Annotated in this window: 18 protein-coding genes and 3 pseudogenes; 11 read left to right on the forward strand and 10 right to left on the reverse strand. The window is 72.7% G+C overall.

The window, feature by feature from the left end:
* Positions 1–70 precede the first annotated feature (70 nt).
* On the forward strand, positions 71–649 hold the full coding sequence (locus H8R17_RS00320) for a TetR/AcrR family transcriptional regulator (protein WP_187821047.1): 579 nt from the start codon (positions 71–73) through the stop codon (positions 647–649).
* Here H8R17_RS00320 and H8R17_RS00325 read toward each other — a convergent pair.
* The 5 genes from H8R17_RS00325 to H8R17_RS00345 all read right to left on the reverse strand — a co-directional run bounded on the left by H8R17_RS00325 (position 636) and on the right by H8R17_RS00345 (position 7,107).
* On the reverse strand, positions 636–1,316 hold the full coding sequence (locus H8R17_RS00325; RefSeq protein ID WP_187821048.1) for a dipeptide/oligopeptide/nickel ABC transporter ATP-binding protein: 681 nt from the start codon (positions 1,314–1,316) through the stop codon (positions 636–638). The genes H8R17_RS00320 and H8R17_RS00325 overlap by 14 nt on opposite strands.
* Positions 1,313–2,302, reverse strand: a complete 990-nt coding sequence (locus H8R17_RS00330) for an ABC transporter ATP-binding protein (RefSeq protein ID WP_187821049.1) — start codon at positions 2,300–2,302, stop codon at positions 1,313–1,315. The genes H8R17_RS00325 and H8R17_RS00330 overlap by 4 nt, the downstream gene beginning before the upstream one ends.
* A complete protein-coding gene (locus H8R17_RS00335; RefSeq protein WP_316959256.1) occupies positions 2,286–4,070 on the reverse strand; it encodes an ABC transporter permease subunit in 1,785 nt (594 codons plus the stop codon). The genes H8R17_RS00330 and H8R17_RS00335 overlap by 17 nt, the downstream gene beginning before the upstream one ends.
* Positions 4,067–5,569, reverse strand: coding sequence for an ABC transporter substrate-binding protein (locus H8R17_RS00340; RefSeq protein WP_316959257.1), 1,503 nt, complete (start codon positions 5,567–5,569; stop codon positions 4,067–4,069). The genes H8R17_RS00335 and H8R17_RS00340 overlap by 4 nt, the downstream gene beginning before the upstream one ends.
* A gap of 152 nt (positions 5,570–5,721) precedes the next feature.
* Positions 5,722–7,107, reverse strand: a complete 1,386-nt coding sequence (locus H8R17_RS00345; RefSeq protein ID WP_223124467.1) for a CdaR family transcriptional regulator — start codon at positions 7,105–7,107, stop codon at positions 5,722–5,724.
* 163 nt (positions 7,108–7,270) lie between these two features.
* Here H8R17_RS00345 and H8R17_RS00350 point away from each other — a divergent pair, with 163 nt between their 5' ends.
* The 3 genes from H8R17_RS00350 (at position 7,271) to H8R17_RS00360 (ending at position 10,824) form a co-directional block, all read left to right on the forward strand.
* Positions 7,271–8,197 carry a proline dehydrogenase family protein gene (locus H8R17_RS00350; protein ID WP_187821052.1) on the forward strand — a complete coding sequence of 309 codons (927 nt, stop codon included), beginning with the start codon at positions 7,271–7,273 and terminating at the stop codon, positions 8,195–8,197.
* 41 nt (positions 8,198–8,238) lie between these two features.
* Positions 8,239–9,870: an L-glutamate gamma-semialdehyde dehydrogenase gene (gene pruA, locus H8R17_RS00355; protein ID WP_187821053.1), complete on the forward strand. Its 1,632-nt coding sequence runs from the start codon at positions 8,239–8,241 to the stop codon at positions 9,868–9,870.
* Between the two features lie 84 nt (positions 9,871–9,954).
* The gene (locus tag H8R17_RS00360) at positions 9,955–10,824 is read left to right on the forward strand and encodes an alpha/beta fold hydrolase (RefSeq protein WP_187821054.1); all 870 of its coding nucleotides are present in this window, start codon (positions 9,955–9,957) and stop codon (positions 10,822–10,824) included.
* A 109-nt stretch (positions 10,825–10,933) separates the two neighbouring features.
* Here the strand turns inward: H8R17_RS00360 and H8R17_RS00365 are convergent.
* Positions 10,934–11,758: pseudogene (locus H8R17_RS00365) on the reverse strand (NADP-dependent oxidoreductase); the annotation flags it as partial.
* Positions 11,759–12,147: 389 nt separating this feature from the next.
* Between H8R17_RS00365 and H8R17_RS46150 the strand changes: the two are divergent.
* Complete coding sequence (locus H8R17_RS46150) at positions 12,148–12,279, forward strand: hypothetical protein (protein WP_103782913.1); 132 nt, start codon at positions 12,148–12,150, stop codon at positions 12,277–12,279.
* A gap of 75 nt (positions 12,280–12,354) precedes the next feature.
* On the opposite strand, the gene H8R17_RS00370 is transcribed toward H8R17_RS46150, so the two are convergent.
* Positions 12,355–13,938: a metallophosphoesterase family protein gene (locus H8R17_RS00370; protein WP_187821208.1), complete on the reverse strand. Its 1,584-nt coding sequence runs from the start codon at positions 13,936–13,938 to the stop codon at positions 12,355–12,357.
* Positions 13,939–14,092: 154 nt separating this feature from the next.
* On the opposite strand from H8R17_RS00370, the gene H8R17_RS00375 reads away from it, so the two are divergent.
* From H8R17_RS00375 to H8R17_RS00395, 5 genes and pseudogenes are all read left to right on the forward strand, one after another.
* Complete coding sequence (locus H8R17_RS00375) at positions 14,093–15,136, forward strand: 3-isopropylmalate dehydrogenase (protein ID WP_187821055.1); 1,044 nt, start codon at positions 14,093–14,095, stop codon at positions 15,134–15,136.
* A 323-nt stretch (positions 15,137–15,459) separates the two neighbouring features.
* Positions 15,460–16,548 carry a branched-chain amino acid aminotransferase gene (locus tag H8R17_RS00380; RefSeq protein WP_187821056.1) on the forward strand — a complete coding sequence of 363 codons (1,089 nt, stop codon included), beginning with the start codon at positions 15,460–15,462 and terminating at the stop codon, positions 16,546–16,548.
* Between the two features lie 458 nt (positions 16,549–17,006).
* Positions 17,007–18,611 carry a citramalate synthase gene (gene cimA, locus H8R17_RS00385; RefSeq protein WP_187821057.1) on the forward strand — a complete coding sequence of 535 codons (1,605 nt, stop codon included), beginning with the start codon at positions 17,007–17,009 and terminating at the stop codon, positions 18,609–18,611.
* A gap of 187 nt (positions 18,612–18,798) precedes the next feature.
* A pseudogene (locus H8R17_RS00390) lies at positions 18,799–19,179 on the forward strand (glycosyl hydrolase); the annotation flags it as partial.
* Between the two features lie 89 nt (positions 19,180–19,268).
* Complete coding sequence (locus tag H8R17_RS00395; RefSeq protein ID WP_187821058.1) at positions 19,269–20,600, forward strand: hypothetical protein; 1,332 nt, start codon at positions 19,269–19,271, stop codon at positions 20,598–20,600.
* A gap of 108 nt (positions 20,601–20,708) precedes the next feature.
* Here H8R17_RS00395 and H8R17_RS46155 read toward each other — a convergent pair.
* Positions 20,709–20,900 (reverse strand): annotated as a pseudogene (locus tag H8R17_RS46155) (EamA family transporter); the annotation flags it as partial.
* Positions 20,901–21,037: 137 nt separating this feature from the next.
* Here H8R17_RS46155 and H8R17_RS00400 point away from each other — a divergent pair.
* On the forward strand, positions 21,038–22,309 hold the full coding sequence (locus H8R17_RS00400; protein ID WP_187821059.1) for a glycosyltransferase: 1,272 nt from the start codon (positions 21,038–21,040) through the stop codon (positions 22,307–22,309).
* Positions 22,310–22,514: 205 nt separating this feature from the next.
* Here H8R17_RS00400 and H8R17_RS00405 read toward each other — a convergent pair whose 3' ends face one another.
* Both H8R17_RS00405 and hpnR read right to left on the reverse strand, forming a co-directional pair.
* Complete coding sequence (locus tag H8R17_RS00405; protein WP_187821060.1) at positions 22,515–23,447, reverse strand: DMT family transporter; 933 nt, start codon at positions 23,445–23,447, stop codon at positions 22,515–22,517.
* A gap of 3 nt (positions 23,448–23,450) precedes the next feature.
* Positions 23,451–24,950 carry a hopanoid C-3 methylase HpnR gene (hpnR, locus tag H8R17_RS00410; protein ID WP_187821209.1) on the reverse strand — a complete coding sequence of 500 codons (1,500 nt, stop codon included), beginning with the start codon at positions 24,948–24,950 and terminating at the stop codon, positions 23,451–23,453.
* Positions 24,951–25,232: the final 282 nt, after the last annotated feature.

Consider the following 25,232-nt stretch of genomic DNA (forward strand, 5'->3'; position numbering starts at 1 on the left):
ACGATTGTCTAGTACGATCGTCTAATTCAGTTGTATAGGACGGTTGTATGGATCAGGGTAGGGTGGCCGCATGGGACACCGTGAGGATCTGCTGGAGGGCGCCAAGCGCTGCCTGCTGGCCAAGGGCTTCGTACGCACGACCGCGCGCGACATCGTCAAGGAGTCGGGGACCAACCTGGCGTCGATCGGCTACCACTACGGCTCGAAGGACGCGTTGCTGGCCCAGGCGTACGTGGCGCTGGTAGCGGAGATGGGCGACGCCTTCGAGGGTGACGGGACCGCCGAGAGTTCGACCGAGCCCGGGTCGGTCGAGCGGTTCCAGGAGGTGTGGTCGAACATCATCGGCACCCTGCGCGAGCCGATGTGGCGCCTCAGCATGGAGGTCATCACCCTGGGCGACCAGCTGCCCGCCGTCCGGGACGAGCTGGCGCGGGCCCAGCGGGAGGCCGGGCGCGGACTGATCCCGCTGCTCATGGGCGGGCGGGAGGAGGACGTGTCGGACGAGAGCGCGGACACCCTCGGCATGTTCTACATCACCCTGATGACCGGCCTCATCGCACAGTGGACCTTCGATCCGAAGACCGCGCCCGGCGGTGAGCAGCTCACCGAGGGACTCCGTCAGGTGATCGAGGCCGCTACGCGGCGATGACGCGTCCGTCGCGCATCTCGGCCACCCGGTCCGCGAAGTGCCGTACGACCGCCCGGTCGTGGCAGATGAACAGGTAGCCGAGGCCCAGGTCGTCCTGGAGGTCGACGAGCAGGTTCAGGACGCCGGCCCGGACCGACGGGTCGAGGGCGGAGACCGGTTCGTCGAGGATCAGCAGGCGCGGCTCGGACGCCAACGCGCGGGCGATTCCGGCGCGTTGGCACTGGCCGCCGGACAGCTCGTGCGGGTGGCGGGCGCCGTAGGCGGGATCCAGGCCGACCCGGTCGAGGAGTTCGGCGACGCGGGCTGGGCCCGTGGCCGGGTCCCAGCGGCCCTGGACCTTCAGGGGTTCGGCCACGGCGTCGCGGATGCGGTGCCGGGGGCTCAGCGACCCGTACGCGTCCTGGAAGACGGGCTGCATGCGGGGGCGCAGCGGGCGCAGGTCGCGTTCCGGCAGGGTGGTCAACTCGCGGCCCTCGAAGCGGACTTCGCCGCTGTCAGGGCGGCGCAGCTGGAGCACCGCGAGGGCCGTGGTGGACTTGCCGCAGCCGGAGGGGCCGTTCAGGGCTAGGGTCTCGCCGGCGGCCAAGGCGAAGGAGACGCCGGCCACGGCGGTGACCTGGCCGTAGCGGACGACCAGGTCACGGACGTCGAGCAGGGGATCACTCATGCGGGCTGCCGCTCCTCCTGGTGGAACAACTCGGTCGCCGGGTGCGGGAGGTCGGCCCAGTGGTGGCAGGCCACCAGCCGGCCGTCGGCGGCCGACGGCTCCGGCTCCGTGTGCCGGCATGCGTCGTCCGCGAGCGGGCAGCGCGGGGCGAAGGCGCAGCCCGCCGGGAGCGCGCCCGGGGCGGGCGGGGTGCCGCGCAGGGCGGGCAGGCGGCGGCCCGGCGGCGCGTGCTGCGGGAGCGAGGCCAGCAGACCGGCCGTGTAGGGAGCCCGGGGGCGGTCCAACACCGTCCCCGCCGGGCCGAGTTCGGCCAGCCGCCCGGCGTACATGACCAGCACGCGGTCCGCGTGGCCCGCGACGACGTCCATGTCGTGCGTGACGAGGACGAGCGCCGCGCCCACCGCCTCGCGCTGCTCGGCGAGCACCCGCAGCACCTGGTCCCGGCGTTCCTCGTCCAGCGCGGTGGTCGGCTCGTCGGCGACGACGACATCCGGGTCGTTGATCGTCGCCATGGCGATGACGGCGCGCTGCCGCATGCCGCCGGAGAACTCGTGCGGGTACGCCCGAGCCTTGCGGGCGGCGTCCGGGATGCCGACCCGGTCGAGCGCGGCGACCGCCCTGGTGCGGGCCTGGCTGCGGGAGACGCGGGCCACTGACCGTACGGCGGCGGTGAGCTGGTCGCCCACGGGGTGCACGGGGGAGAGCGCCGACAGCGCGTCCTGCGGGACGAGCGCGATACGGCGGCCGCGTTGTGCGGCCAGGTCGCTGTCGCCGCGCAGCAGGACGCTCCCGCTCACGGTCGCCTCGCGCGGCACCATCCCCAGCAGCGCCCGCGCCGTCAGGGACTTGCCCGCGCCCGACTCGCCGACGATCGCGAACACCTCACGCGGGCGGACGTCGAAGGACACGCCGCGCACGGCCTCCACCCCGTCGAAGGCGATCCGCAGCTCGCGAACCGACAGCAGCGCCTCAGACTCCGGCTCCAACGGGGGCCTCCTTCCTCACCGGACGGGTGACACGGCTGCCTCGCCGCTCCTTCCGCATGCCCCGGCCCTGCGCGTACGACGCCCCCGACACCGCGAGCCCGGCCAGCAGGGCGAGGGCGACGGCCGGGGCGAGGGCGGCCCAGGGGGCGCGTTCCACATAGGCGCGGGACTCGTCCAGCAGCAGGCCCCACTCGGGGGCGGGCGGCTGGGCGCCCAGGCCCAGGAAGCCCAGCGCGGCCAGGGCCAGCGCGATGCCGGGCAGCCGCAGCAGCGCGTGCCGGGCGACCGGGGCGGCCACCGACGGCAGGACGTGCCGGGTCAGGATCCACACCGGCGGTGCGCCGATGGCGCGCTGCGCGGTCAGGAACGACGACGCCCGCACCTCCTGCACCAGCGCCGCCGCGTGCGCGGCCAGCGGCGGCCAGGAGATCAGCGCGACCGCGAGGGCCGCGCCGCCGGTGCCGGGACCGGCCGCCGCCGCGACCAGGATGCCGACGATCACCGGAGGCAGCGCGTTGGCGAGGTCGGCCGCGCCCGCCGCGACCCCGGGCAGGAAGCCCAGCGCCAGCCCGACCAGCAGGCTCAGCAGGCATACGGCCGCCGCCGTGCCGACCGTCGAGGCGGCGCCGTGCCCGAGCCGGGCGAGCACGTCCCGGCCGAGGCCGTCGGTGCCCAGCGGGTGCGCCCAGGAAGGCGCGGCGAGGCGGGCGGTCGTGTTGACCGCGTACGGGTCGCGCAGCAGACCCCAGCCGATGGTCACGGCGAGGCCGGCGAACAGCGTCACCGGGATCGCCGCGGGCGTGCGCACCGGGCGCAACGGCGGCAGGGCGAGCCCCGCGTCCCGCAGCGCCGGGCCCAGCAGGCGGCGCCGGACCAGCGCGGCCAGGGCGCCCGCCAGCAGGCCGAGGGCGAGCAGGGCGAGGACGGCGCCCTGGAGCAGCGGCAGGTCCTGCGACTTGGCCGCGCCGAGCGCCGTACGGCCGATGCCCGGCACCGCGAACACGGTCTCCACGGCGACCGCGCCGCCGGTCAGTCCGACGGCGACCATCCCGAACTGCGGGACCAGCGGCGGCAGGACGCGGCGCAGCGCGGCCGCCGAGATCCGGGCTCGGCTGACTCCTGCGCCGCGCCACAGCTCAGCCCACCGCTCCTCCAGCACGGCGGGCAGCGCGTCCGCGACCAGCCGGCCGAGCAGACCGCCCGCCGGGACGGCGAGGGCGAGGGCGGGCAGCACCATGTACTGCGGTCCCACCCAGCCCGAGGTCGGCAGCCATCCCAGCCACACCCCGAACGCCAGCAGCACGAGCGTGGCCAGCAGGAACTCCGGTACGGCGGCCAGCATCGCGGCGAACGCCCCGGCCGACGCCCGCCCCCGCACCAGCACGGGCGCGACGAGCGCGCAGGCCAGCAGCACCGCCACGGCGAGCGCGGCACCCATCAGCGCCAGTGACACCTGGAGCCCGGAGAGCACCGACGGCAGCACCTCGGTGCCCGACACCCACGAGGTCCCGAAGTCACCGCGCACCAGCCCGCCGGCCCAGTCCCCGAGCAGGGACAGGGGACCGGCGTCCAGACCGAGGTCGCGCCGTACGGCGTCCAGGGCCTCCTTCGTCGGCTCCTGCTCGGCGGACCGGGCCCGCAGCACGGTCAGCGCCGGGTCCCGGCCGGAGAGCCAGGGCAGCAGGCCGACGGCGGCCACCACGGCGACCAGGCACAGCAGGCGGGTCAGCCCGGCGGCGCCCGCCGGCCGGCGTATACGTGCGCTCACTTGACGTAGGTGTCCGCGGTGACCAGCTCCCGCTCGCGCGGGTCGTGGGCCGCGCCGGTCACGCCCTCGGCGTCGCCCTGGATGACCCGCTCGTGGAGCATCGGCACGGCCGCGTCGGTGCCGAGCACGGCGGCCTCGGCCTCGATGATGGCCTGGCGGCGCGGCTCACCGGTCCTGGTCTCGCCGGCCTTCCGCAGTGCCTTGTCCACGCCGTCGTTGGCGAGCTGGGAGATGTTGAAGGAGCCGTCGGAGGCGAAGTCGCTGTAGAGGTAGGCGGCCGGGTCACCGGAGTCGAGGACGGTGGCGCGGGAGAGGACGAACGCGTCGAAGGCGCCCGCGAGGGCGTCGGACTCGATGTTGGCGTACTCGCGCACGTCCAGCTTCACCTTGAACCCGGCCTTCTGGAGCTGCTGTTGCAGCGCGGCGGCGACCTCGGGCAGCTCGGCGCGATCGGTGAAGGTGCCGATGGTGATGGACTTGCCGTTGGGGTCACCGGCCCTGGCGCGCTGGACGGGCTTGCGCAGTTCGCCGGCCCACGGCAGCGCAGGCCCCAGCAGCCCCTGGGCGACGTCGGCGCGGCCCTCGTACACGCCCTTCACGATCGACTCGGCGTCGATCGCCTCGCGGGCGGCGGCGCGCAGCGAGGCGTCCTTGAAGGCGCCGTTCCCGGTGTTCAGGTACAGCGTGTTGGTGCGCGGCATGGGCACCTCGGTGATCAGCTTCTCGTCGAGCAGCGCGGCCTGCGACACCGGGACCGCCTCGACGATGTCGGCCTCGCCGCTGCGCAGGGCGGCGGCACGGGCGGTGCCGTCCGGCACGAACTTCACGTCGATGCCGGGGGCCTTGGCCTTCCTGCCCCAGTAGCCGTCGTAGCGGTCCAGGATCGCGGAAGAGGTGCCGTTGACCTTGGTCAGCTCGAAGGGGCCGGTGCCGGCGCCGACAGGATCGACCGTCTTCCCCTTGTATGCCTTGGCGGCCAGGATCGACAGCTGCGGGGAGCTGAGCCGCTGCGGGACCAGGGGGTCCTCGGTGGCGGTGGTGATGGTGACCGTGCCGGAGCCCTCGGCCTTCGCGGTCAGGTCGACGCCGTCCAGGATGCGGGGCTTGGGGGAGGCCTGGGTCGCCTTCGTGAGGGAGTTGACGGCCGTCTGCGCGGTGAGCTTCGTGCCGTCGTGGAAGGTGACGCCGTCGCGGAGGGTGAAGGTCCAGGTCCTGCCGGACTGCGCCCACTCGGTGGCGAGCGCGGGCTGGGCGTCGCCGTCCGCGTCCAGCTTCACCAGGGTCTGCGCCGTCGACCAGCGGGACAGCTTGAACGCGTCGTCGGACAGCGGCGACAGCCCCGAGCGGGGCGGCTGCATCATCGCGATGCGGACGCGCTTGCCGTCCCCTCCGGCGCCGTCCGCGGCGGACTCGCCGCCGGAGAAGCAGCCGGTGAGGAGGGCGCAGGCCGCGGTGAGGGCGGTGGCGGGTATCAGACGGCGGGCGGGGACGCGGCGCACGGGACTCTCCGGATGGGGGCTGTCCAGCGATGGCTGGGTAAAGGGACGGTCAAGCGGTCGCAGATTAGCATGATGGTAATCATTTTCAATAATCTTCACCATGCCTCCCCGGCCGAGCGTGCGAAGGGCTCACGCCGAGACCGGCACGTCCGTCACAGCCGGTGTGCCTTGAGGGTCATGTGCAGCAGCAGGCGGTCCTCGCCGTCGTCGAGGTCCAGGCCCGTGAGCTGTTCGACGCGGGAGAGGCGGTAGTACAGGGTCTGGCGGTGGATGCCCAGCTCGGCAGCCGTGCGGCCGGCCTGGCCCGCGCAGTCGAGGTAGACCTCGGCGGTGCGGGCCAGCTCGTGTTGGGCGGGGGAGAGCAGGGACCCTACGACGGGGTCGCGGGCCGCGTCCGGGGACAGCGCGGTGAGCAGCCGGAACGGCCCGATGTCGGTCCACTCGGCGACCGGCCCGAACCGGGGCTCGGCCAGCGCCGCCCGCGCCGCCGCCGACGCCTCCCGCCAGGCCGCCCCCAGCTCGGCGAGCCCGACCCGCGGCACGGCGATACCGGCGGCGATCTCGGCGCCAGTGCCCGAATCTCCGGCCCCGCCGCTCCCGGCCCCGACGTTTCCGCTTCCGGTCCCGGCTCCTGCGCCCGCGCTCCTGCCTGCGGTTTCCGCCCCTCTGCTCCCGGCCCCGGCATCCGCGCCCCTACCCCCGCCCCCCGCTCTCTCACCACCCCCTGCTCCGCCCCCACCCTTGGCCTCCACCCCCGCCGCCCCCCGCCCCAGTTGCAGCAGCCGTCCCGCTGCCGCGGTCGCCGGGGTCAGGACGTCCGTCGAGCGGAGTCGCACCAGGAGGGACAGGCACTGGCCCGTCGGCCCCCAGGGGAGGGTGCACAGGGCAGTGGCGCCCGGGACCGTGCGAACCGAGGGGGCGTCGTCGGGGTCGGCCGAGGGCCAGGGGGCCACGCAGACCACCGTGTGGAGGCCGTCCGCGCGGGTGCCGAGGGCGGTGCGGAGCTCGGCGACGGCCATGTCCCGCTGCCAGTCCCGGTCCGCCGTGAGCACCGCGCGCAACTCACGGCTGAGGTCCGCCCCGTGCTGCACCTCGTCCGCGAGCAGCGCGCCGATGCGCGAGGTGACCTCCATGGCCGCCGCCAGCTGCCGCTCGCTCGGCCCCGGATCGTCGTCCAGGAGCCAGACGTAGCCGAGGACGACACCCCGATGGCGTACCGGCAGGCAGATGCGTCCCCGGTACACGCCGGCCTCCGGGGTGCGCGGGATGCGCACGGGGCCGGTCGCGCGGGTGATGCCGAAGCCCTCGAACCAGGCGCGGACGGCGGACGTCGAGCGCCGGGTGAGGATCGAGCGGGTGCGCACCGGGTCCAGAGCCGACGGATCGAGGTCGCCCTCACTGTCATACGCACCGAAGGCGATCAGCTCGAAGTCGCGGTTCTCCAGCGTCGCCGGTGCGCCGAGCAGCTCCGACAGCTCGTCCACCAGCTCCTGGTAGTCACCCCTGTATTCGGACGTCACCGGGACATTCTCCCGCATGTTCCCGGCACGTTCATACATCTGTCTGAGATCTGCGGCACGGATGCGTGACAGCTGTCGATGGCCCCGGATCGGAGGGATCCTTAGGTTTCACGGTGGTTCTCCGTGCCGTACCCGCTACGTCGGGTGGCGGCCTTCTGCCATTGTTCTGTGGAGGTGCCCCGTGCTGGGTCCCGTGATTCTCGCCGCGTCGCGCAGCGACCGGATGCGACGCCTGGTGACGGCGGCTCCCGTGACCAGGCAGGTGGTCGATCGCTTCATCCCCGGGGAGACCGTCGACGAGATTGTCCCCGTCGTCGCGGACCTCACCGACCGCGGCCTGGAGCTGACGATGGACGTCGTCGGCGAGGACATCACCACCCCCGCACATGCCGCCGCCGCCCGGGACGCCTACCTGGAGCTGATCGACCGGCTCAAACCGCTGGATCTCGGCACGCGCGCCGAGATGTCGGTGAAGCTGTCGATGTTCGGGCAAGCCCTCCCCGACGGCCACGAACTGGCGCTGAAGAACGTCCGCGCGGTCGTCGAGGCCGCCGCCGGGATCGGCACCACGGTCACCCTGGACGCGGAGGACCACACCACCCTCGACTCGATGTTCGCCATCCACGAGGAGCTGCGGAAGGACGTCCCGGACACCGGCTGTGTCATCCAGGCCTACCTCTTCCGCACCGAGGCCGACGCCCGCCGCCTCGCCGCGAACGGCAGCCGGGTCCGGCTGGTCAAGGGCGCGTACAAGGAGCCCGCGTCCGTCGCGTACCAGGACAAGCACGACACCGATCGGGCATACGTTCGCATCCTGAGGGCGTTGATGGAAGGAGAGGGGTACCCGATGATCGGGTCCCACGACCCGCGTCTGATCGCCCTCACCCAGGAGCTGGCCCGGCGTGCCGGGCGCAAGCTCGACGAGTACGAGTTCCAGATGCTGTACGGCATCCGGTCCGACGAGCAGCTCCGGCTGGCCGCCGAGGGGCACCGCGTGCGCGTGTACACCGCCTACGGCACCGACTGGTACGGCTACTTCATGCGGCGCCTGGCGGAGAAGCCCGCCAACCTGCAGTTCTTCGCCCGCAGCATGATGACCAAGGGCTGAGCCCGCAAGAACACCGCTCAAGACAAGGAGTACGGAACACCATGGACGCTGTGACCCAGGTCCCCACCCCCGTCAACGAGCCGGTGCACGGCTATGCCCCCGGCTCACCCGAGCGGGTCCGTCTGGAGGCCAAGCTCAAGGAGCTGGCCGAGAACCCCGTCGACCTGCCCTGCACCATCGGCGGCGAGAAGCGGATGGGCGGCGGTGAGCCCTTCCAGGTCGTGCAGCCGCACAACCACAAATCCGTCCTCGGCACCTTCCGCAACGCCACCCAGCAGGACGCGCAGGACGCCGTCGACGCGGCCCTGGCCGCCGCTCCCGCCTGGCGGGCGCTGTCCTTCGACGACCGCGCGGCGATCATCCTGCGCGCCGCCGAGCTGCTGGCCGGCCCCTACCGCGAGACGCTCGCCGCCGCCACCATGCTCGGCCAGTCCAAGACCGCCCAGCAGGCCGAGATCGACACCCCCTGCGAGCTGATCGACTTCTGGCGGTTCAACGTCCACTACGCCCGCCAGATCCTGGCCGAGCAGCCGGTCGCCAACTCCCCGGGCGTCTGGAACCGCCTCGACCACCGCCCGCTGGAGGGCTTCGTCTACGCGGTCACGCCGTTCAACTTCACGGCGATCGCCGGCAACCTGCCCACCGCGCCCGCCCTCATGGGCAACGTCGTGATCTGGAAGCCGTCCCCGACCCAGACCCTCGCCGCAGTGCTGCTCATGCAGCTGCTGGAGGAGGCCGGGCTGCCCAAGGGCGTCATCAACCTGCTCACCGGCGACGGCATCGAGGTCTCCAAGGTCGCCCTGGAGCACCGCGACCTGGCCGGCATCCACTTCACCGGCTCGACGAAGACCTTCAAGTACCTGTGGAAGACCGTCGGCAACAACATCGAGAAGTACCGCTCCTACCCGCGCATCGTCGGCGAGACCGGCGGCAAGGACTTCCTCGTCGCCCACCCGAGCGCCGACCGCGCCGTGCTGAAGACCGCGCTGACCCGCGGCGCCTTCGAGTACCAGGGGCAGAAGTGCAGCGCCACCTCCCGCGCGTACGTCCCGGCGTCCATCTGGAACTCCGGCTTCAAGGAGGAGTTCGCCGCCGAGGTCGACGGCATCGCCCAGGGTGACGTCACCGACCTGTCGAACTTCATCGGCGCCGTCATCGACGAGCGCGCCTTCGCCAAGAACAAGGCCGCGATCGACCGCGCCAAGGAGGACCCGGCCTGCACGATCGTCGCGGGCGGCTCCTACGACGACTCGGTCGGCTACTTCGTCCGCCCGACCGTCATCGAGTGCACCGATCCGGAGAACGAGGTCTTCCGCACGGAGTACTTCGGTCCGGTCATCGCGGTGCACGTCTACGAGGACGAGAAGTACGACGAGATGCTGACGCAGATGGATGCCGTGACCGACTACGCCCTGACGGGCTCGGTCATCTCCGGCGACCGCGCGGCGGCGGCGTACACGGCTCAGAGGCTGCGCTACGCGGCCGGCAACTTCTACATCAACGACAAGTCGACCGGCGCGGTCGTCGGCCAGCAGCCCTTCGGCGGCGGCCGTGCCTCGGGCACCAACGACAAGGCCGGCGCCCCGCAGAACCTGCTGCGCTGGACGCTGACCCGCTCCATCAAGGAAGCGCTGGTCCCGCCGACCGACTACACCTACCCGCACATGGGCTGACCCCCGGCACACGCGCGGGCCAGGGCACCGTCCCAGGAGGGGCGCCCTGGCCCGCACGCCTGTGCGGCGGGCAGAATTTCCGTCATGACCTGGGCGGAGAGGGAGACGGTGACCGTGCCCGCCGACGACGGGGTGCGGCTGTGGGCGAGCCGGTCGGGACGCGGCGGGCAGCCGCTGGTGCTGTGCCACGGCGGGCCCGGACTGTGGGACATGTTCGACGACGTGGCGGGGCTGGTGGGTGATCTCGCCACGGTGATCCGCTGGGACCAGCGCGGGTGCGGGCGGTCCGAGCGGTGCGCCGGGCCGTGGACGAGCGAGCGGTTCGTGGCCGATCTGGACGCCGTACGGCGGCACTTCGGGCTGGAGCGGACGGCCCTGCTCGGCCACTCCTGGGGAGCGCAGCTCGCCCTGTCGTACACGCTGGCCCACCCCGAGCGGGTCAGCGCGCTGATCTATGTGGCCGGCACCGGCATCGGTCCGGAGGCCGACTGGCACGGCGCGTACGAGGCGAACCTGCGCGACCGGCTCGGCGAGGATCCCGGACGGCTCGCCCGCTGGCGGGAGCTGACGGACCGCCCGCAGCTGTCCGACGAGGAGGAGCGGGAGCGCGCGGTCCTGCAGTGGTCCGTCGAGTTCGCGGACCGCGAGCGGGCGCCGGAGCGCGCCGCGCGCATGGCCGAGCCGTGGTTCGGCATCAACACCGAGTGCAACAAGGCCCTGGGCGCCGAGCGGAAGCGCACCTGGGGAACACCGGAGCTGTACGCCGCCTGCCGGTCGCTCGACCTGCCCGTGCTGATCGTCGACGGCGAGCGGGACATCCGCCCGCGCTCCGCCGTGGACTCCCTGGAGCGGGCCCTGCCGCGCGTGACCCGGGTGGTCCTGCCGGAGGCCGGGCATCTGCCGTGGGTGGAGGATCCGAAAGCGTTCCGGGAGGCCGTCGCGGGGGTGCTGTGACAGCAGGGCCCGTGCCGTTACGGCGCTTGCTCGGTGGCGCGCTGTGACCATGCGCGTGCGCCTTGGCCGCCTCCGTGAACGGGAGGGCCGCCTCCACATGGACGCGGATCCGGCCGTCGGCCAGCAGCCCGGCGATCCTGCCCAGCCGCTCGCCCGAGGGCTCCGCCCTCACCAGCGCGAACCGCATCCCGTGCGCCTCCACGTCCTCCGGGGCCAGCCCCGGATCGCCGGGGATCGCGCACAGCAGCAGGCCATTCGGGCGCAGGGTGCCCAGCGTGCGCGGGCCGTAGTCGCCGCCGATCAGGTCCAGGGCGGCGTCGATGCCGTGCACGGTCGCGGTGAAGTCGGCGGTCGTGTAGTCGATCAGCTCGTCGGCGCCCAGGTCGCGCAGGAACGCGTGCCGGTCGGCGCGGGCGGTGCCGACGACGTACGCGCCCTCCGCCTTGGCCAGCTGCACCGCCGCGTGCCCGACGCCGCCTGCGGCCCCGTGGATCAGCACGCGCGTGCCCGGTCCGACCCGGGCGATGTCGATCAGGGCCTGCCAGGCGGTGAGCGTCGCCGTCGGGGCGGCCGCGGCGTGGACGTGGTCCAGCGTCGCGGGCTTGGCGGCGAAGTGGCCGGCGGGCGCGGTGACGTACGTCGCGTAGCGACCGCGGTCGATCTTGCCGAACGCCTCGTCGCCGGGCCGGAGGCCGGTCACCTCCGCGTTGATGGCCGCCACCACCCCGGACACGTCCCGGCCGAGCGTGAACGGCGGCTCGCCGTAGATCGGCGCCGTCCCCGAACGCGCCAGCCGGTCCACCGGGTTGACGCCGGCCGCCCGGACCCGCAGGAGGATCTCGCCGGGACGCGGCCGGTCCTCGACCTGAAGCACCCCCGGTCCGCCGAACCGGCGCTGGGTCACCACCTGCATCCGCGCATCTGCCGTCGCCATCGGGTCTCCCTCCCGAAGCCGGACCCTCCCATCGTCCTCCTGCACCCGCCCGGACACCAGGCGGCTCGGAGCGTGGCCCACCGTGGCCGGCGCCGGGGCCGGTTGCTTTTCGACTGGCGGGACGGAGACGTGCTGTAGGAGATCACCGCAGGTCAGCGGGGTCCGGGTCGGGGCGCCGTCTCAGATAGTAGGAAGTCCGAGTAATTGTGGAGACAGACGCTCCGTCCTCCCTTAGCTTTGTAGGAGCCGAACGTCTCGCTCGATCAAGCGAATGGCGGTCGTGAGCCGGGCCCCGCGCAGGCAATCCCTGCGGCCCACGCTCCCCGCCCCATCCGGCGTCTCGTATCCCTTTTCCCGCACCACCGGTGTGTCGAAGGAGTCGATTTCCCATGGCCGAGACGACCGTCCGCCGCCGAGTCCGGCACGTCTCCCGTACGAGCGAGTCCGACCGCAAGAACGCCGCCGCGGCCCTCCAGCGCGCCCTCGACCGCCGCGACAACGGCGGCGCGACCGGCCACTGAGCCGCACTCACGCACCGGCCTTGAGCCGGACCCGGACTCCGGGAGCCGCACCCGCACCCGAGGTGCGGCGTGGCCTCAGCCGCCGCGCCGCACCTCGAAGTGGTCGATCCGCTCACCGTCGTTGGCCAGCGCCGACACCCTGAGCCGCGGCCGGCTGCCGCTCTCCGCCGCCACGGCGAGGAACGAGAACCCCCGGTAGCGCACCCGCGACCACGCCACCCGCTCCGCCCTGGCGTGCCGCGACCTGGTCCAGCGGAAGCTGTCGACCGACTCGCGCTCGCCGGCGCCGTTGCCCTCGTAGCTCTCCTCGACGCCCGCCGGAAAGCCGTACAGCTCCCTGCCGCCGCCGCCCGCCGTGACGTACACGATCCCGTCCCGCGTGGGATCCGTCGCCGCGCCGATCGGCACCCGCCGGCCGACCTCGCCGTTCTTGATGGCGTCGGTCCGCTCGTACACGTGGTTGTGCCCGTTGACGACCAGGTCCACCTGGTGCTCGGCGAGCAGCGGCACCCACTCGGCGCGCACTCCGCCGTCGGAGGCGTGCGTGGACGTCGAGTACGCGCAGTGGTGGAAGAAGACGACCACGAAGTCCACGTCCGCGGACGCCCGCAGCTCACCGAGTGTCCGGTCCAGCCACTTCGTCTGCCGCCCGTCCGTGTAGCCCAGGTTGGCGGGGATCTCGTACGACACGTCGTTCGCGTCCAGCGCCACCACGCCGACGTTGCCGTAACGGAACGCGTACACGCCCGGCGCGGTGCGCGGGTCGAAGCCGTTGTCCGGGAGCGAGAAACGGGCGAGCTGTCCGCCGTAGCCGTCCGGCGAGTACCAGGCCTCCATGTCGTGGTTGCCGGTCGTCACCATCCACGGCACGGACCGCGCCACCGGCTCCGTCTGCCGCAGGAACCGGTCCCACTGCGTGGCGTCGTATCCCTTCGTCTCCTCGCCCTTGCCGACCGGGTCCGCGTAGCAGATGTCGCCGGCGTGCAGATGGAAGGCCGGGTTCTGGTCCAGCAGCACACGGTTGTTGGCGACGGCCTCCTCGCCCACGCCCTGGTCGCCGAACGCGGTGAACACGAACCGCTGCGGCGGGCTCGCGGGCGCCGTGCGGAAGGAGGTGATGGTCGGGCGGTGGGCAGGCGAGGCCGGGTCGAAGCCGTCGTGGCCGACGCCGTAGTAGTACGTCGTGCCGGGGCGCAGGCCGTCCAGGGCCGCGTGCGCGTAGTACTGCTCCACGGCCGGGCGTACCCCGTCGAGCGCCGGGGTGCGCAGGTCGCGCAGCTCCGCCTCCACCCTGCGGCCCAGGTCGTCGGGCCGCAGCCCCACCCGCACGTACGGCTTCCGCACCGCGAGCGGCACCTGCCAGGAGACGCGCATCTGCGTCTTCGGGTCGGCGCCGAAGGCGAGATGGCGGCCGAACGGGGTGATGAGCGCGCCGGGCGCCCTGGACGTGGCCGGTGCCGGACCGGTGGCAGACGCCGGACTCGTCGCGCTGCCGCCGGAGCCCGATCCGGAACAGCCCGTCAGCAGCCCGCCCGCCATCGCGCTCGCCGTCACCAGTGTGCGGCGCCGGGACAGCCGACTGCGCAGGTACTCGTGCTGTTCCGCCAGGCTCATCCGCTGTGCGAGCCCGGGCGGGATGCCGAAGTCGGGGATCTCCATGACGGTGAAGTTCCCGGCGAAGGCCAACACCCGCTCCACATCCGGGTGTATCCGGGTGAACGGAATCCGTCGCACCGGAGTCGTCCCCCCGCACGGGCGTCCGTATCGCGGACGCGCCGTGTCATCCCATGGGACGGGAGAGTAGGGTGCCCGCATGTCTCGCAGCATCAATCTCGCAGTGATCCCCGGTGACGGCATCGGCCAGGAGGCCGTGGCCGAAGGCCTGAAGGTCCTCTCCGCCGTCCTTCCGCAGGATGTGAAGCTGGAGACCAAGGAGTACGACTTCGGCGCCCGGCGTTACCACACCACCGGTGAGACCCTCACCGACGCCGACGCCGAGGCGCTCAAGAAGCACGAAGCCATCCTGCTCGGCGCGATCGGCGACCCGTCGGTGCCGTCCGGCGTCCTGGAGCGCGGTTTCCTGCTCAAGCTCCGCTTCCTCTTCGACCACCACGTGAACCTGCGCCCGTCGAAGCTCCTTCCGGGTGTCGCCACGCCGCTGGCCGGCCAGCCCGAGATCGACTTCATCGTTGTCCGCGAGGGCACCGAGGGCCCGTACACCGGCAACGGCGGCACAATCCGCAAGGGCACGCCGCACGAGGTCGCCACCGAGGTCTCCGTCAACACGGCCTACGGAGTCGAGCGCGTCGTCCGCGACGCCTTCGCCCGCGCGCAGGCCCGCCCGCGCAAGAAGCTGGCGCTGATCCACAAGAACAACGTGCTGGCCTTCGCGGGTCACCTGTGGACCAACATCTTCAACCAGGTGGCCGAGGAGTTCCCCGACGTCACCACCGAGTACATGCACGTGGACGCGGCGACCATCTACCTGGTCACGCAGCCCGAGCGGTTCGACGTGATCGTCACCGACAACCTCTTCGGTGACATCATCACCGACCTCGCCGCGGCCGTCTCCGGCGGCATCGGCGTCGCGGCGAGCGGGAACATCAACCCGTCTGGCGAGTTCCCGTCGATGTTCGAGCCCGTGCACGGTTCGGCGCCCGACATCGCCGGCCAGGGCAAGGCCGACCCCACCGCCACGGTCCTGTCCGTCGCCCTCCTCCTGCGCCACCTCGGCTACGACGCCGAGGCGGTCCGCATCGAGGACGCGGTCTCGGCCGACCTCGCGGAGCGCGGCGACCAGCCCACCCGCAGCACGTCGCAGATCGGCGACGCGCTCGCCGTACGAGTAGCCGGCTGACCCCGCCGCGCCACTCGAACTCTCGAAGCCGCCGGGTCATCTCGTACCCGGCGGCTTTCCCCTGTCCCCGCCGGGTGGGACCATCTACCTCCGGGCCGCATTCACGCCGATTTCTTCCACGGTTCCCGCTTGCGATAATCGAACGCGGAGCCGCGGAATGAGGGAATGCTCGGACGTCCTAGCACTGGCCACTGGCAGTACGGGCGTGAGCGCGGCTCGTCACACACAACCGGTACTGCATTTTCCGGGGGACAATCCCCGGACCCCCGGCCGAACGACCGGGCACTGCCCAGCCGTTCGCCAGGAAGCGAAGGACGCTACTGATGACGCAGCCCACGATCGAGCTCAAGCCCTCCGCCAGCCCGCTCTCCGACGCAGAGCGCGAGGCGGTCCTGGCCAACCCCGGGTTCGGCCGCCACTTCACCGACCACATGGTGACGATCAAGTGGACCGAGGGCCGGGGCTGGCACGACGCAGAGCTCGTCCCGTACGGGCCGATCTCCCTCGATCCCTCCACGCATGTGCTCCACTACGGCCAGGAGATCTTCGAGGGCCTCAAGGCGTACCGTCAGCCCGACGGCTCGGTCGCGGTCTTCCGCCCCGAGGCCAACGCCCGCCGGTTCCGGGGCTCCGCCCGGCGCATGGCCATGGCGGAGCTGCCCGAGGAGCTGTTCATCGCGGCCCTGGACGCGCTGCTCGCGCAGGACGCCGACTGGGTCCCGCCGCACGGTGGTGAGTCGTCGCTCTACCTGCGCCCGTTCATGTTCGCGACGGAGGCCGCGCTCGGCGTGCACCCGGCGAACGAGTACCTCTTCATGCTGATCGCCTCCCCCTCCGGCGCCTACTTCGCCGGCGGCGTCAAGCCGGTCACCATCTGGGTCTCCGAGGACTACGTCCGCGCGGTCCCCGGCGGCACGGGAGACGCCAAGACCGGCGGCAACTACGCCGCCTCGCTGCTGCCGCAGGCCGAGGCCGCCGCGCAGGGCTGCGACCAGGTCGTCTACCTCGACGCGGTGACCCGCACCAAGGTCGAGGAGAGCGGCAGCATGAACATCGCCTTCGTCTACGGCGACCGGATCGTCACCCCGGAGCTGACCGGCTCGATCCTGGAGGGCATCACCCGCGACTCCCTCCTCCAGGTCGCCCGCGACCTCGGCTACACCGCCGAGGAGGGTGTCGTCACGCTCCAGCAGTGGCGCGAGGACGCCGCCTCCGGCGCTCTCACCGAGGTCTTCGCCTGCGGCACCGCCGCCGTGGTCACGCCCATCGGCCACGTCAAGACCAGGACGGACGCCTGGACCCACGGCGACGGCACGCCCGGCCCGGTCACCCTCCGGCTGCGCGAGGCCCTGCTGGGCATCCAGCGCGGGGTGACGGAGGACCGGCACGGGTGGATGCACAAGCTCGGCTGACCTTCGCCGCTGATGGTCAGGGCCACCCCGGACGCTGCGTCCGCGGCGGCCCTGCCACGTACTGCTGCGGCGCTGTGGGCCGCAGCAGTACGTATGCGGCCCACCTAAAAGCCCTGGTAGCTCCGCTACGAGGGCTCTCCGGCGCCTTGTGACGTACCGCACTGTTCGCATCCTGAGACGGACGGTGAGCACGGGGACAGCGTGTGCCAGACTGCCTCCGTGCTCTCGTTCGCCACGATTATTGGCAGCAGGCGCGCCGGTCCGCAGTGACCGCCACGTACCACAACGTACGGGCGGACACCGTCGTCCTCGACCCGCGCGCAGACCTCTCGCACCCGCGAGAGGTTTTTCGCATTTCTGGCCCACCCACAGCCGGAAAGAGAGCGCAAGGGATCATAGGGGGACGGTGGAGCCGGTTATTCCGGTAGACCGAGATCCGACACAGGAGCCTTACGACCATGACCGCAACCAGCGAGCTCGACGATTCGTTCCACGTCTTCGACACCACCCTGCGCGACGGCGCCCAGCGGGAGGGCATCAACCTCACCGTCGCGGACAAGCTCGCCATCGCACGGCATCTGGACGACTTCGGCGTCGGCTACATCGAGGGCGGCTGGCCCGGCGCGAATCCGAGGGACACCGAGTTCTTCGCCCGCGCGCAGAAGGAGATCGGCTTCCGGCACGCGCAGCTGGTCGCGTTCGGCTCCACCCGCCGCGCCGGAGCGACCGCCGCGGAGGACCCCCAGGTCAGGGCACTCCTGGACGCCGGCGCACAGGTGATCACCCTGGTCGCCAAGTCCCACGACCGGCACGTCGAACTCGCCCTGCGCACGACCCTGGACGAGAACCTGGCGATGATCGGGGACACGGTGTCGTACCTGAAGGAGCAGGGCCGCCGCGTCTTCATCGACTGCGAGCACTTCTTCGACGGCTACCGGGCGAACCCCGAGTACGCGAAATCCGTGGTCCGCACGGCCTCGGAGGCAGGCGCGGACGTAGTGGTCCTGTGCGACACCAACGGCGGCATGCTCCCGGCACAGGTCCAGGCGGTGGTCGCCACGGTCCTGGCCGACACGGGCGCCCGCCTCGGCATCCACGCCCAGGACGACACGGGCTGCGCGGTCGCCAACACCCTCGCCGCCGTCGACGCGGGCGCGACCCACGTGCAGTGCACGGCGAACGGCTACGGCGAGCGGGTGGGCAACGCGAACTTGTTCCCGGTCGTGGCGGCCCTCGAACTCAAGTACGGCAAGATGGTCCTCCCCGAGGGCAGGCTCCGCGAAATGACGCGCATCTCGCACGCCATCGCGGAGGTCGTCAACCTCACCCCCTCCACGCACCAGCCCTACGTAGGTGTCTCGGCCTTCGCCCACAAGGCGGGCCTGCACGCCTCCGCGATCAAGGTCGACCCGGACCTGTACCAGCACATCGACCCCGAGCAGGTAGGCAACACCATGCGGATGCTGGTCTCCGACATGGCCGGCCGGGCCTCTATCGAGCTCAAGGGCAAGGAACTCGGCATCGACCTGGGCGGAGACCGGGAACTGGTGGGCAGGGTCGTCGAACGCGTGAAGGAAAGGGAGCTGAAGGGCTACACGTACGAGGCGGCCGACGCCTCCTTCGAACTCCTCCTCCGAGCCGAAGCCGAGGGCAAGCCCCTCACCTACTTCGAGGTCGAGTCCTGGCGCGCGATCACCGAGGACCGCCCCGACGGCAGCCACGCCAACGAGGCCACCGTCAAGCTCTGGGCCAAGGGCGAGCGCATCGTCGCCACGGCCGAGGGCAACGGTCCCGTCAACGCGCTCGACCGTACGCTGCGCGTCGCCCTGGAGAAGATCTACCCGCAGCTCGCCAAGCTGGACCTGGTCGACTACAAGGTCCGCATCCTGGAGGGCAAGCACGGCACCCAGTCCACCACCCGGGTCCTCATCTCCACGACCGACGGCACGGGGGAGTGGTCCACGGTGGGTGTCGCCGACAACGTCATCGCCGCGTCCTGGCAGGCCCTGGAGGACGCGTATGCCTACGGCCTGCTGCGGGCGGGAGTGCAGCCGGCGCGGTAACTTTGGGCGCCGCATGAGGTGGGCCACGTGGTCCGGCGTTGAGCCGGCGTTCGGGTAGGGCTGCCTGGTTGCTGGATCCGCGCCGCGGAAGGCCACGAGTACCCCCATGCACCCGCGGTCTCCGCCCCACCACACCCCATGCGCTACGCGTGCCCCCGAGACGCCCGCCAGCACGCCTCCGGAGTCAGGCATGCGGCGCTTCACCGGGCAGCTGCCGGTGACCTGGCCGAAGTCCGGGGCGCAGCTGCCGATCAGCGTAGGCGACGCGTCGTACGACCCGCTGTTCCCGTCCGGCTGGGGCCTGACCACGCTGACGAAGGCCCCGCAGGGCGGCGTGACGACCCTGCGCGCGCTCGGCGCCGCGGCGACGGCGGCCGAACGGGCCGGCGCAGACCAGGCAGGACGCGCACTCGTCGGCAAGGCCCGGCTGCTCGTCCAGCAGCGCGCGGCCGGCCGGATCACCGAACGGGTCGCCAAGCCCTTCGCCCAGGCCGACCATCTGCTGCTGACCGGCCGGTACGGGAAGGCGGTGGAGAAGCTGACGGCGGCGTACCGGTCGGCGGCCTGAACCGCACCCGTCTCCACCATCGGTCCCGGCGGGGAATTCCCTGCCGGGACCGATGCCCATTTGGTGGCGGTTCAGGTAGCTTCGAATGTATGAAGGCCGCGTTGGTGCACCACCTCGTACGCCTGCTGATCGTGCCGGTCGCCGCCGCACTGGCGTTGCTGCTGGCCGGCGCGCCGGGGGCCCATGCCGCCACGGACCTGTCGAAGGTCGCCGGGCAACTGCGCGAGAGCCCCGTCTACGTGGACCCGGCCGCCTCCGAGCAGCTCTCGCAGGCCGACGCCGACGCGCTCGCGGACAAGATCAAGGAAGCGGACAAGCCCGTCTTCGTGGCGGTCCTGCCGTCCGACCAACCCACCCAGGGTCTCCTCAAGAACCTGCGCACCGAGACCGGCATCACCGGCTTGTACGGCATCCGCGTCGGTGACCGGTTCAACGCGGCTGCCGACAGGGCCGTGCTGAGCAACCAGGGTGTGAACAACCTGGTCACGGCCGTGCGCGGCGAGACGGACGCCAGGGCCCAGCTGAACGACTTCGTCGACACCGCGCTGCGCAGCGCGAGCGGCTCCGCGCCGAGCAGCTGGAGCGAGGGCGACGCCGGCGTGCCGGTCACCGGGCTGGTCACGGTCGGCGCGTTGCTGGCGGCAGGCGGCGCGGGCGCGTACACGCTGGCGCGGCGCAACCGTCGGCGCCACGAGGAGGAGCGGCGGGCCGCGCTGGAGAAGCTGCGCGTGGTCGTCGACGAGGACATCACCGCGTACGGCGAGGAGCTGGACCGCCTCGACTTCCACCCCGGCGAGCCCGGCGCCGACGACGCGATGCGCGAGGACTACGAGCACGCCCTGGACGCCTACGAGCAGGCGAAGTCGCTGATGGCGGCGGCCGATCGGCCCGAGCAGGTCAAGGGCGTCACCCAGGCCCTGGAGGACGGCCGGTTCGCGATCGCCAAGCTCGCCGCGCGCCGCGAGGGCCGCCCGCTGCCCGAACGCCGCGCGCCGTGCTTCTTCGACCCGCGGCACGGCCCGTCGGTGGCCGACACCGAGTGGACCCCGGCGGGCGGCGCCCGGCGCGAGGTGCCGGTCTGCGCGGCCGACCAGGCACGCCTGGCGGACGGCCGTGACCCGATGATCCGCGAGGTCGACACCGACGGCGGCCGCCGCCCGTACTGGGACGCGGGCCCGGCCTACGGCCCCTGGGCGGGCGGCTACTTCGGCGGCGGCATCCTGCCCGGCCTGCTCATCGGCACGATGCTCGGCAACATGATGGCCACGTCCGCCTACGCCGCCGACTACGGCGCCGGTTACGGCGACTTCGGCGGCTACGAGGGCGGCGACGTCTCCGGCGCCGACTTCGATTCCGGCGACTTCGGCGGTGGCGACTGGGGTGGCGGCTTCGGAGGCGGCGACTTCGGCGGCGGCTTCTGAACGCACACATGCCGCCGTGGCCGCGGGCACGCGCAGTCGTCCTGGTTGCGGGCATGCGTGTCCTGCGCACGCCAGGCGCACGCCACGCGCACGCCCGCTCCCGCGCCGGGGCCGGGCGGCCACGGCGAGCGCGGTGAACAGGACCGCGCTGGTCGTGCAGTGGACGGTCAGGCCCACCAGGGGCGGCACCGCAGAGCGCGCCCGGCCCTCCAGGAACGTGGCTGCCACCAGCGAGAACTTGCCGAGCAGCGGGACGAGATACGCCCACCAGGCCGCGCGGCCGCCCGCCACCGTCGCCGCACAGGGCCTGCGCCGAGGTGGAGCGGAAGGTCATGGCCGGGAACTCGTCCGCCTTGAAGAAGTCCGGTGGACAGTGCCGGGTCGGTGCCGTCAAGGTGCCGCGATTGGATCACGGGTCCGAGTGGTACTCAGTGATCATGTACTCGGTCGCGGTCCTGGTCGAGTTGTTGCGCAGCGGCACGTCAGGAGGCCACGTCAAGTGCTGGGAGCGCTTCGCGGAGAGCGCCGCCCGCCTGCCGGACGCCGCCGGACTCGATCTCACCGTCTACTTCCTCGGCGAGCGGGAGCGCGCCGAGACCCTCGCCCCGCACGTGCGGCTCGTCATGCTCCGCCCGGTGCTCAGCACCTCCGCCCTGATGTCGGCCGACGGCGCGGAGGACCTCTGCGACCTCGCCCCGTACCATCCGGGCCTGGCCGCGCTGCTGCCCCGGCACGACGTCTGGCACCTGACCCACAGCTTCGCCTTCGCCGCCACCGCCGTACGGTTCGCCCGCCGGTCCACCCCCGCGCCCCGGCTCGTGGCCTCCGTGCACACCGACGTCCCGCTGCTGGCCTCGGTCTACGCCCGCTACCTGGCCGACCGGTGGCTGCCCGGATCCCACCCGGCGGTCGGCAGGTACCTCGCGGACCACGCCGAGACCCGGCTGCGCCGGCGGCGCGACCGCCTGCTGGACAGCTGCGACCACGTTCTGGTCCCGACCCCGGCGGGCCGCGCGGAACTCGCCCGCACGCTGGGCCCGCACCGGGTCCGGCCGCTGCGCCGCGGCATCGACCACGGCCTCTTCCGGCCCGACGCCACCGCCCGAGCCGCCCTGGTCCGCGAGTACGGCGTCCCGGCAGACCGCCCGCTGGTGCTGCTCGCCGGCCGCCTGGACGCCACCAAGGGCGTGCCGCTGCTGACCGAGAGCATGCGGCTGCTGCGCGACCGCGGCCGGGCCGCGCACCTCGTCCTGGCCGGCTCGGGTGCCGAGGAGAACGCCGTACGGCAGGCCCTCGGCCCGGACGCCACCCTGCTCGGTCCGCTCCCGCAGGAACGGCTCGCCCGCGTGTACGCCGGCTGCGACGTCTTCGCCTTCCCGTCCCGCACGGAGACCTGCGGCAACGTCGTCGCCGAGGCCATGGCCTCGGGCCTCGCCGTGGTACTGCCCGAGGGCGCGCTCACCACCGGGTGGCTGGCCGCGCCCGGCGTGGACGGCATCGTCGTACGCCGCGACGACCCCCGCGACTGGGCGGACGCCCTGTGCGCACTGGCCGACCGACCGTGGCTGCGGCAGACCCTGAGCCGCCGCGCACTGTCCACGGCCCGGGACACCCACCCCACCTGGGACCGCGTCCTGACCGAGGACCTGCTCCCGATCTGGTCGCTCCCGTCCCCGTCCCGCCGCCGCGACCCCGCACGAGCGGCGTGACACGGGGCTGCGGGTGCGGCGCCGGGGAGGCCTGCCGGGTGGACAGATTGCCCCGGCATGCCGCGCGTCCGTGTCTGCCCGTTGCCCGTGACCGGTCCGCCGCTCACCCGGTCCCGTCATCGGGTCGCTGTGGCATGGGGCGGGCTTGGGAGCGCGGGGGTGGAGGTGGTCGGATCGGCCCCGGCCCGCCCCACCCGTCACCGCCTCACCGCCCTTCATCCGTCCGCCCTTTGGCCTCTCCTTCACCGCGCTCAGCTCCCGCCTGCCCCACCCCGGCCCCGCGTCCGTGCAACGCCGCGATCACCGGCGACGAGTCCAGGCTCACGATGCCCGCCCCCACCAGCGCCAGCCCGAGGGCGGTCACCGTGCTGACCGGCCAGCCCGCGTGTACCGTCTCGCCGAAGACCGCCATGCCCACCGTCACGGCGACCACCGGCTCCGTCGCGTCGAGTACCGTCATGCTCGCGGCCAGCGGGCCCTGCTGGAAGGCGCTCTGGATCAGCAGCAGTCCGCCCACGCTCGCCACCACCAACGCGTACGTCTGCCACGCGGCCAGCGCCGCGTCGAGCCCGTGCCTGAGCCGGTCCACCGTCGCGGCCAGCAGCACGGACTGCGTGCCCATCACCGCCCCGGCCGCCAGCGCCGTCGCCGACGCTCGCCACGGACCCGGCAGAGCCCGCGCCGCCGCCAGCGCACCGCACACCAGCGCGGCCACCGCGCCCACGAGCAGCAGCCAGGACAGCGCCCCCGCCGCCCCCGGCCGGCCCCCGTGCGGGCGGGCCGACGCCAGCGCCAGCGCGAGACCCGCGGCCACCGCGAGCGTGCCGAACCACTCCCGGCGGCCCAGCCGCATCCGGTGCAGCCGCGCCGACAGCGGCACGGCGAAGATCAGTTCGGCGACGATCAGCGGCTGCACCAGGCTCAGCGGCCCGAAGGCCAGCGCCAGCGACTGGAATCCGTACGCGAGCACCGCCAGCCCGATGCCGCACAGCCACAGCCGGTCCCGGACCAGATGGGTCAGCAGGCGCAGCGACAGCGCCTCCGCGTCCGGGCGCGCGGCCGCCGCCCACTGCTGCAGCACACCGGCCACGGCGAAGCACACGCCGGCCGCGAGCGAGGCCAGGACGGCGACCGGCATGCGTCAGTCGGCCGTCCGGCGGCCCGGCGCACCCTGCGTGGCACCCCGTGTGTGGACGTACAGCTGCCGGCGGTCGCCGACATCGAGGTGCTGCGGCAGGGGGAGTTCGTAGCGCACGGGCCGGGCGTGGTCGGCGAGCTGCCGGCGCGGGTTGTAGACCTGGTTGAACTTCCACAGCATGCGGGCGAAGTTCGTCTGCCCGTGCAGCAGGTTGCGGGCCAGGACCCGGGCCGCGCCGAACGCGGTGCGCACGCCCAGGTGCTTGCGGTTGATCACGGCCTGGGTGCGCACCAGCTCCTCGTAGAAGCGCTCCAGCGGCAGGGTCGTGGGGACCACCGCGTGCTGGATGTCGAAGAGGCGGTAGTCGCGGGTGGTGAGCCGGCGGGACTCCGTGTGCCAGATCTCCGTCCCCGGGTACGGCGTCATCACCGTGAAGTGCACGATCTCCGGCACGGCCAGCGCGAACTCCCGCACCACCCGGAAGCGTTCCTCGTCCCAGGCGGGATCGACGATGAGATTGATGGCGACCTTGATGCCCAGCTTGCGGGCCGTCTCCAGCGCGCGGAGGTTCTCGTCGGGGCTGACCCGCTTGCGGTACAGCTCGAGGCCCTCCGCGTCGATGGCCTCCATGCCGAGGAACATGTAGCGCAGGCCCAGCCGTGCCCAGCGCTCGAACACCTCCGGGTGACGCAGCAGCACATCGCTGCGGGTCTCCAGGTAGTAGTGCTTGCGGATGCGGCGCCGCTCGACCTCCGCGGCGATCGCGTCCCCGTGCTCGGGCCGGATGAAGGCCACGTCGTCGACGATGAACACGTTCGGCTCGCGGATGCGCGCCAGGTCCTCGGCCGCCGCCTCCGGGGACGCCTTGCGGTAGCTGCGGCCGTAGAACGTCCACGCGGAGCAGAACGAGCAGTCCCACGGGCAGCCGCGGGTGAACTCGATGGACGCGCACGGGTCGAGCTCGCCGATGAAGTAGCGACGCCGGTTCCGCATCAGGTCGCGGGCCGGCAGCGGGGTGTCGATGCCGTGCAGCATCAGCGGCGCGGGTCCGCGCCCGGCGGCCGTGACGATCCCCGGCACGTCCTGGACGCCGCCGCCCTGCACCGCCGCCAGCAGCGGCCCGACCGCCGGTTCGCCCTCGCCGCGGACCACCGCGTCCACCGCGCCCTCCGCCTGCTCAAGCACGTCCTCGGCGACGAAGGACACGCTGTGCCCGCCGAGGAACACGAAGCAGCCCGGCACGGCCCGCTTCACCTCCGCGGCCAGGTCGATCGCCTCCGGGATGTTCGCCAGGTAGTTCAGCGAGATGCCGAGGGCCTCCGGCCGGAAGGACCGCACCTCGCGGCGCAGCCGGTCCCGGGCGGTCACCTGGAGGTCGACGACGCGCACCTCGTGCCCGGCGGCGCGGGCGGCGCCCGCCACGCGTTCCAGGCCCAGTGGTTCGAGCCGCAGGAAGATCTCGGAGTACATCAGGGCGCTGGGGTGGACGAGCAGTACGCGCATGGTCACCTCGCCACGGGAGCCGGAAAGCCGGACCGGTCGGAACGCAGTCTCCTTCGTATCCCGGCAGGCCTCGCCCCGCACCGCCCGTACCGCCGCCTGGCGGCACCGCGCGGCCCGCAGGGGTGGTCCTGCCGCGTCGGGTACGGAACCGAAAGGTCGGCTACCCCCCGTCCCGGCGCCGGAACGGCACGCGTCGGTTCGGGTGAGCCGCACCCCGGACGGACGGGTCCACCACTGGCGCACCGGACGGGGTTGGCGGTGTCCTGGAAGACGGGAATCCGC

This window comes from Streptomyces sp. TRM68367 (assembly GCF_014495685.1).
In the GTDB taxonomy this organism is placed as follows: domain Bacteria; phylum Actinomycetota; class Actinomycetes; order Streptomycetales; family Streptomycetaceae; genus Streptomyces.

Coding starts and splice junctions, on each gene's coding strand:
- H8R17_RS00405 (WP_187821060.1), bottom strand. CDS start 23,447: ATGCCGGTCGCCGTCCTGGCCTCGCTCGCGGCCGGCGTGTGCTTCGCC.
- H8R17_RS00320 (WP_187821047.1), top strand. CDS start 71: ATGGGACACCGTGAGGATCTGCTGGAGGGCGCCAAGCGCTGCCTGCTG.
- H8R17_RS00395 (WP_187821058.1), top strand. CDS start 19,269: ATGAAGGCCGCGTTGGTGCACCACCTCGTACGCCTGCTGATCGTGCCG.
- H8R17_RS00380 (WP_187821056.1), top strand. CDS start 15,460: ATGACGCAGCCCACGATCGAGCTCAAGCCCTCCGCCAGCCCGCTCTCC.
- pruA (WP_187821053.1), top strand. CDS start 8,239: ATGGACGCTGTGACCCAGGTCCCCACCCCCGTCAACGAGCCGGTGCAC.
- H8R17_RS00325 (WP_187821048.1), bottom strand. CDS start 1,316: ATGAGTGATCCCCTGCTCGACGTCCGTGACCTGGTCGTCCGCTACGGC.
- H8R17_RS46150 (WP_103782913.1), top strand. CDS start 12,148: ATGGCCGAGACGACCGTCCGCCGCCGAGTCCGGCACGTCTCCCGTACG.
- H8R17_RS00375 (WP_187821055.1), top strand. CDS start 14,093: ATGTCTCGCAGCATCAATCTCGCAGTGATCCCCGGTGACGGCATCGGC.
- H8R17_RS00345 (WP_223124467.1), bottom strand. CDS start 7,107: ATGCGGGAGAATGTCCCGGTGACGTCCGAATACAGGGGTGACTACCAG.
- hpnR (WP_187821209.1), bottom strand. CDS start 24,950: ATGCGCGTACTGCTCGTCCACCCCAGCGCCCTGATGTACTCCGAGATC.
- cimA (WP_187821057.1), top strand. CDS start 17,007: ATGACCGCAACCAGCGAGCTCGACGATTCGTTCCACGTCTTCGACACC.
- H8R17_RS00400 (WP_187821059.1), top strand. CDS start 21,038: ATGTACTCGGTCGCGGTCCTGGTCGAGTTGTTGCGCAGCGGCACGTCA.
- H8R17_RS00370 (WP_187821208.1), bottom strand. CDS start 13,938: ATGGAGATCCCCGACTTCGGCATCCCGCCCGGGCTCGCACAGCGGATG.
- H8R17_RS00360 (WP_187821054.1), top strand. CDS start 9,955: ATGACCTGGGCGGAGAGGGAGACGGTGACCGTGCCCGCCGACGACGGG.